Here is a 6,595-nt window from a genome sequence, read left to right on the forward strand (position 1 = left end):
TATACTGTTCTTCAGTTAGTTTCTGACATATAATTCTTACTCTAATTTTTGCTTCTTTTCCTAACAATACCTCGTTTTCTAAAAATAACTTATCCTCTAAACATTCTAATAACTCCATTTTTTGATTTGTTTCTACATCATATATGTTGGTATCGGATTTATAACGACTTATGAAATAAGCTCCTATTTCATTGATTTGTTTAAAAGAACTTGGCACAAAATAACCGAGATCAGATATTAGCAAATCATTGCTTAATATATTACTTAAATGTTTCCTATATCCCTGGTCTGATCTTACCCACTCCGTTAAATTAAGTTGGTCTATTATCTGATTCATGTAGTCGAAAACTAATTGTAACTTTATTCCAGACTTAGTATTGCTTTCATAGCCACTGTAGCTAGTACCATAACCTTTATACATCTCTTCCATACTGTTAGGTAGAGTAACATAGCTACTGTCCAATAATTTAACACTATTAAATTGCTGTAAGATTTTGCAATCAACTTGCAAGATATTTTTAAAGAGAATCACAGATTCATTATACATCCTTTTCATAAATTCCACTGCTTCTTCAGTAAATCTAAAATCCAAACCTTGTTTTGTTATATCTATCGAGTCCTCGTTTAGTAATTGACACATTGTTTCTACGCTACAATTATCAACTCCTATATTACCCAAGACCATGGCTTTTACGCATGATGAACCTTTTAGCTTTCTCTTTCTTTTTATAAACCTTGTTGTAATTGAGATTTCCTCTGCTTTTTCATTAAAAAATTCTTTGAGCTTTTTTGATAAGCAAGTTATTTTATTCATTGGTTCTCTCACTAAAAGTATATCTTGGAGAACTTATACCTTATTATTCTATCTCTTTCATACCTTTATTTCCTTAACTTGACGCTTATGCTTACGGTGACTCGCTGGAAAATACGGAAGTGAAAGTGATAAATTCATTTAGTAATTGAAATTTAATAAAGTAAGTGCTAGAATTAATATACAGGTATTAATGGTAGAGATATAACATGTCAAAGGAAATGGTCAATGCGTTGAAATCTGAAGTGAAGAAGCTCAAATATGCTGATTTCAAAGCTAACACTTGGGACGAAGTAATTTCTGGTGAGGGAACATATGAGGATCTTAATAGAACACACGGCCTTGCTATTAACGGACAAAAAATAACTAACGAATTTATTAACAATCTGTATTCAAACCATAAAAATCTAATTCTACTGGATGAAAACGGAAAAGGGAATTATCGTCCATTTCTCAGACAAATTTTTACAGAAATTTTTAAACACGTTGGTGCAACAATTCCCAATAACTCTATTATTGAGGAGTTAATAAATAACTATTATCAGGGCGGATATAGTCATTTTCTTCCTAATGATGTGAATCAAGCTCTTGGATCTTTTCATTTGTCAACGCAAGGCAACTGTATGACAAGAGAGTATATTATGGATTGTCGTGAACCCAATTGTATAAAGCTTAGTTTTAGCATGAAATATACAAAAATGCTTAACTATGATGATTATACATATATCGAAACACCAGGTTTTTGCAGTTCAGCGGAGTTTAAACTGAAATGTGAAGATAAAAATGTAACATATGAAGATGGTAAAGTACTTCTTACCATTTCTAAAGAGCTAAAAAACTACAAAGTAAGTGGTAAGAATTTGTTTGATGTTATTGTTGAATATTTTCAGAAGCTTTGCGAAAAATTGGGCTTTAAATTTGAGACAAAAGTGGAACATAGCCTTGGTGAACCACTAAAGGTAGTAAGTGAGGCAAATGCATCTTCTGTTGAAGACTTAAAGCTTAAAGTGAATAATCAAAGGTAAGATATTGAAATTCGTGCTTTTCATGATTTTAGCTTAAGATTTCAGTGTCCGCTACTCGAATGACATCGTTTACTATGTAACATTGTACTTATACTAATGAAAAAAATACATTATAATTAAGTATATTTACCAACAAATCATTAAGTGAAAACAGCTCTTTCGCAAAATATCATCTCTCTTATTATGATATTGTCTGTAGCAATTGTCGATATGGCAACTGACCTATACTCAGTTGCACTACCAAGCATTGCCAATTATTTTAAAGTAGAAGGCAGTGTAGTGAAGCTTACAATTAGCTTGAATCTAGTTGGATTTGCGGTGTCTGGATTAATTTATGGTCCATTATCGGACCATTATGGTAGGCGTCCAATGATGCTGATTGGTATGACAATTTTTACTTTGGCAAGTGTCATGTGTTATATAGCCGACAGCATTGCGCTCTTGATACTAATTCGCTTCATACAAGGAACAGGGGCTGGTGTTGCAGGTGTTGTTGGGTATGCAGCAATAAGGGATATGTACTCGTGTAGTGAATACTCGAGAGTCATTTCAAAATTAAATATGGTTGTGGCACTCTCACCTGGAATAGCTCCAGTGGTGGGCAGTTATATAATTTCACATGGGTATCATTGGAAATTTTTGTTTTTTATTATATCACTTGCAGCAATTGCTATACTTATTTTTATCTACTTTAAGTTACAAGAAACACTCACTGTAAATAAAAATAAAACCAGTATAACTAACATAACTACTAATATCTTCAAGCAATATATATCAATATTTAGAAATTATCGTTTCCTTGGGTTTTCAGCCATTCATGGATTAACTTTCATGTGGCTTTGGGCATACATTGCTAACTACCCGTTCATATTTGAATCGATGGGCATTGAAGTACAGTATTTTGGCTACCTCATATCGATCATAGTCATATTCTACATAATTGGAACTTTAATTAATAGAAGGTATGTACCAAAAGTAGGGGTTAGCAAAATGCTAATAATAGGTTTGGTGTTACCGATAATATCCGATAGTTTATTGGTATATTTTTATTTCGCGGACAAGTTGAATATATTAATTCTTCAAGTCGCCTGGATTCCAGCCAATATCGGACTTGCATTAATAATAAGCAATAACGTAACTTCTGCTTTAGAAACGATCAAAGGTATAGGGCTTGGTAGTGCAGTTCTCTCATTCTGCAATATGATGTTTGGGGCTATTGGAATATATATAGTAGGAAAATTTTTTCGCTATGGTATTTTACCAAATTTACTATTAACAATAGCATGCTCTACAATTGCAATTCTTATGTACAGCCAGCTCAAATGTACTGAAAAACACAGGGAATAACCATTATTTGCGTGATCCAGAGCTCATGGGTTATTAATGACTTTATCATGATAATATAATTTTACAGGGGGTGAGAGCTCATAGATTATTAACGGCTTTATTATAACAATATAGTTTTACAAAGAGGTGTAGGATGAGTAGTTCACAAAGTAGAGATAATTTTTTTAAGGCTGTTGAAAGAGGTGATATTGATGCAGTAAACCGTCTAATAAGTGAAGGAGCAGATGTTAATGCAGTAGATGTACATAACAACACTCTTTTACATTATGCTGCTGGAAATGGCTATGCAGAGATAGTAAAAGATCTATTGGATAATGGGGCAAATGTTAATGCAGTAGGATTTGCAAATATGACTCCTCTACATCGAGCTGCTGAAGAGGGCCGTAAAGAGGTAGTAGAAGTTTTACTAAATAATATGGCAAATGTTAATGCAATAGATGAACATAACAGCACTCCTTTACATAGGGCTGCTGAAGAGGGCCATCAAGAAGTAGTAGAAGCCCTACTGAAAGTAAATGGGATCGATGTTAATGCACAAGATAAATATGAAGGTACTCCTTTACATTTTGCTGCTGCACATGGCCATAAAGAGGTAGTAGAAGCCCTATTGGACAAATGGGCAAGTGTTAATATAACAGATCAAAATGGAAAGACTCCTTTACATCGGGCTGCTGAAAATGGCCGTGCAGAGATAGTAAAAGATCTATTGGAAAAAGGGGCAAATGTTAATGCAAAAGATGAAGGGGAAAATACTCCCTTAAATTTAGCGGGTGATGACGGAATAAAAACTCTATTGCAACCCGCAGAAGAATCTGATGATGCTAGTCCAGTATTGCAAAATGATGAAGAAGAAAGCCAAGTTCCACAAAATGCTGCTTTATTTGAGGCTGTTAAAAGAGGTGATATTGATGGATTAAAGCGTCTAATAAGTGAAGGAGCAGATGTTAATGCTTTAGATGGAAACAGATTTACTCCTTTACGGCATGCTATTGTCAAAGGAGACAAAGATATGGTCTCGCTTTTAATTGATAACAAAGCAGATGTTAATGCACAGTCTGAAAATGGACGCGCTCTTTTACATGTTGCTGTTGAAAAAGCAAACAAAACGCAACCACTCGATACAGGTATAATAGAAGCTCTATTAGAAGCAAAAGGGATCAATGTTAATATAGCAAATGAAAATGGAAGGACTGCTTTACATGAAGCTGCTAAAAGTTACGATAAGAAAATAGTAACAGCTCTATTAGAAGCAAAAGGAATTTGTGTTACTCCACTAGATAATACTGACAGCATTCCTTTAAAGCTTGCCTCTCAACAAGGCAGGCAACATATAGTAAAAATTCTAGAAGAAACGCAAAAGGATATCGAAGCTTTGTATTCAGCCGTTAAAAGTGATAATTATAAGGAAGTTTAAATTCTATTAAGTAAAAAAGTAAACGTTAATTCAATAGACAGCAATGGAAAAACTCCTTTACATGAAGCTGCTGCAAGTGGCCATAAAGAAATAGTAGACGCCCTAATAAAAGCAGGAGCAGATGGTGTGCCGTAGAGACACAAAGAATGTTCAAGTAAGAGCAAACTAAGTGCAAAAGCTGCACAGTAGATGAGGGTAGGTCCCTCGGAACCGGTTTACAAGAGCAGGCTTCAAACAACCATAAGCTGCTTTGGTAAAGAGCCAAGGTAGTGAGCGTTATGGAAAAGGCGCAATTATGCGTCATGTATGAAATAGAGAGATGAACGTAAGTGAACCACTGATGAAGTGTCGAAACCAGTTGTATGACGTCAAAACCAGGGGGTCGTTTGTAACCTGGGATAAGGCTATCGGGAGCTTGTTTACTGGATAGCTGGCGTCCGGCATAAAGGTGGCATGAATCTATTTCAGGCTATTGTGAAGAACTACGGGAACCTGTCGTTTCGATGATAAGGAAGAAATCCAAGGAGCTGATCTCCAAGGATGAGAGTACTGATGCGGAAAACAGGGGCGGATCAGCTCGTAGTAGTAAAGAAGTTTCTGTAATGGAAATGGAGCGAAGGGGCTGAGTTATTCAGTTTTAATTATTTGTCAAACGAAAGGGAGGAGTAAATGAATAAAACAAAGTCTTCTGATATACCGAAGCAACTTATTTGGAGAGCTTATAAACAAGTATCGAAAAATAAAGGTGCTGCTGGTGTGGATGAGGTTTCGATAACAAAGTTTGAAGAAAATCTAAAAGACAATCTGTACAAACTATGGAATCGGATGTCATCGGGAAGTTATTTTCCAGAGCCGGTAAAAGCTGTTGCGATACCAAAAGATACAGGAGGGCAAAGAATTTTATGTGTTCCTTCAGTATTTGACAGGATAGGGCAAACGGCTGCTGCTATGTATCTAGAGCCGCTGGTAGAACCAAAATTTCATGAGGATTCATATGGTTATAGACCAAATAAGTCTGCACTGGATGCGGTAGATACAGCTCGTAAAAGATGCTGGAGGTACGATTGGACGATAGATCTTGATATATCTGGATTTTTCGACAATTTGGACCACGGCTTGGCATTGCAAGCTATCAAAAAGCACACAGACTGCAAATGGGTCATACTGTATGTTGAAAGATGGATGAAAGCTCCAATTCAGCAAGCAGATGGCAACAAGGTAGTAAGGGATAAGGGAGTTCCGCAAGGGGGTTCAGTTAGCCCGATCATTTCAAATATATTTATGCATCATGCATTTGATATGTGGATGAAACGAAACTACACAACAGTACCATTTGAAAGATATGTGGACGATGTGATAGTGCACTGCAAAACTAAGGAACAGGCGGACTTTATGCGAGCAGCAATCAAAGAAAGATTGGCACAATGTAAGCTAAAATTACATCCTGAGAAGACGCAAATAGTGTACTGTAAGGATGATAACAGGAGAGGTGGGTTTCCAATACAAAGTTTTGACTTCCTGGGCTATACATTTAGACCTAGGTTAGCGAAGAACAACAAAGTAGGAACCTATTTTGTCTCGTTTCTACCTGCGATTAGTAACAAGGCCAAGAAAAAGATCTGTCAAGTCATAAGGTCATGGAAAATACGCAGACAAACATCAACAACTTTAGAGGAAATATCGAGGAAAGTAAATCCAATAGTCAGAGGCTGGTTTCAGTACTATGGCAGGTTTTACAGGCAAGAAATATACAAACCTCTGAAGAACATAGAGCGGCAACTGGAAAAGTGGGTCAAAAGAAAGTATAGGAAGCTTCGAACTCGAGGAAAACTAGCAAGCCAACTTCTAGGAAGAGTAAGAAAGGAAAATCCAGATACTTTCTACCACTGGACGTTAGGGTTAGGTCAGAAGACTGAATAATGGAAGCTGTATAAATCGAGAGGTTTACGTACAGTCTTGTGAGGGACTGGTGGGGAAGTTCCGCCGGTCTACTCTCCT

At 36.1% G+C, this 6,595-nt stretch carries 7 protein-coding genes; 6 read left to right on the forward strand and 1 reads right to left on the reverse strand.

The features are described 5' to 3' along the window. A partial coding sequence (locus OZD68_RS02125) for an IS4 family transposase (protein WP_275008717.1) occupies positions 1-814 on the reverse strand: 814 nt, incomplete at its 3' end. A 206-nt stretch (positions 815-1,020) separates the two neighbouring features. Between OZD68_RS02125 and OZD68_RS02130 the strand changes: the two genes are divergently transcribed. The 6 genes from OZD68_RS02130 (at position 1,021) to ltrA (ending at position 6,517) form a co-directional block, all read left to right on the forward strand. Continuing rightward, positions 1,021-1,836, forward strand: a complete 816-nt coding sequence (locus tag OZD68_RS02130; RefSeq protein ID WP_182309373.1) for a hypothetical protein — start codon at positions 1,021-1,023, stop codon at positions 1,834-1,836. Positions 1,837-2,019: 183 nt separating this feature from the next. Beyond that, entirely contained in the window at positions 2,020-3,183 is a 1,164-nt protein-coding gene (locus tag OZD68_RS02135; RefSeq protein ID WP_182309420.1) for a multidrug effflux MFS transporter, read from the forward strand. 133 nt (positions 3,184-3,316) lie between these two features. Further along, positions 3,317-4,597, forward strand: a complete 1,281-nt coding sequence (locus OZD68_RS02140; protein ID WP_182309372.1) for an ankyrin repeat domain-containing protein — start codon at positions 3,317-3,319, stop codon at positions 4,595-4,597. Then, positions 4,598-4,732, forward strand: a complete 135-nt coding sequence (locus OZD68_RS06575; protein WP_182309419.1) for an ankyrin repeat domain-containing protein — start codon at positions 4,598-4,600, stop codon at positions 4,730-4,732. Between the two features lie 368 nt (positions 4,733-5,100). Then, positions 5,101-5,223 (forward strand): hypothetical protein, encoded by a 123-nt coding sequence (locus OZD68_RS02145; protein ID WP_275008770.1) that lies wholly within the window; start codon positions 5,101-5,103, stop codon positions 5,221-5,223. 43 nt (positions 5,224-5,266) lie between these two features. Beyond that, positions 5,267-6,517, forward strand: coding sequence for a group II intron reverse transcriptase/maturase (gene ltrA / locus OZD68_RS02150; RefSeq protein ID WP_182309282.1), 1,251 nt, complete (start codon positions 5,267-5,269; stop codon positions 6,515-6,517). Positions 6,518-6,595: the final 78 nt, after the last annotated feature.

The organism is Wolbachia endosymbiont of Drosophila bicornuta (assembly GCF_028982105.1).
GTDB classification, from domain to species: domain Bacteria; phylum Pseudomonadota; class Alphaproteobacteria; order Rickettsiales; family Anaplasmataceae; genus Wolbachia; species Wolbachia pipientis.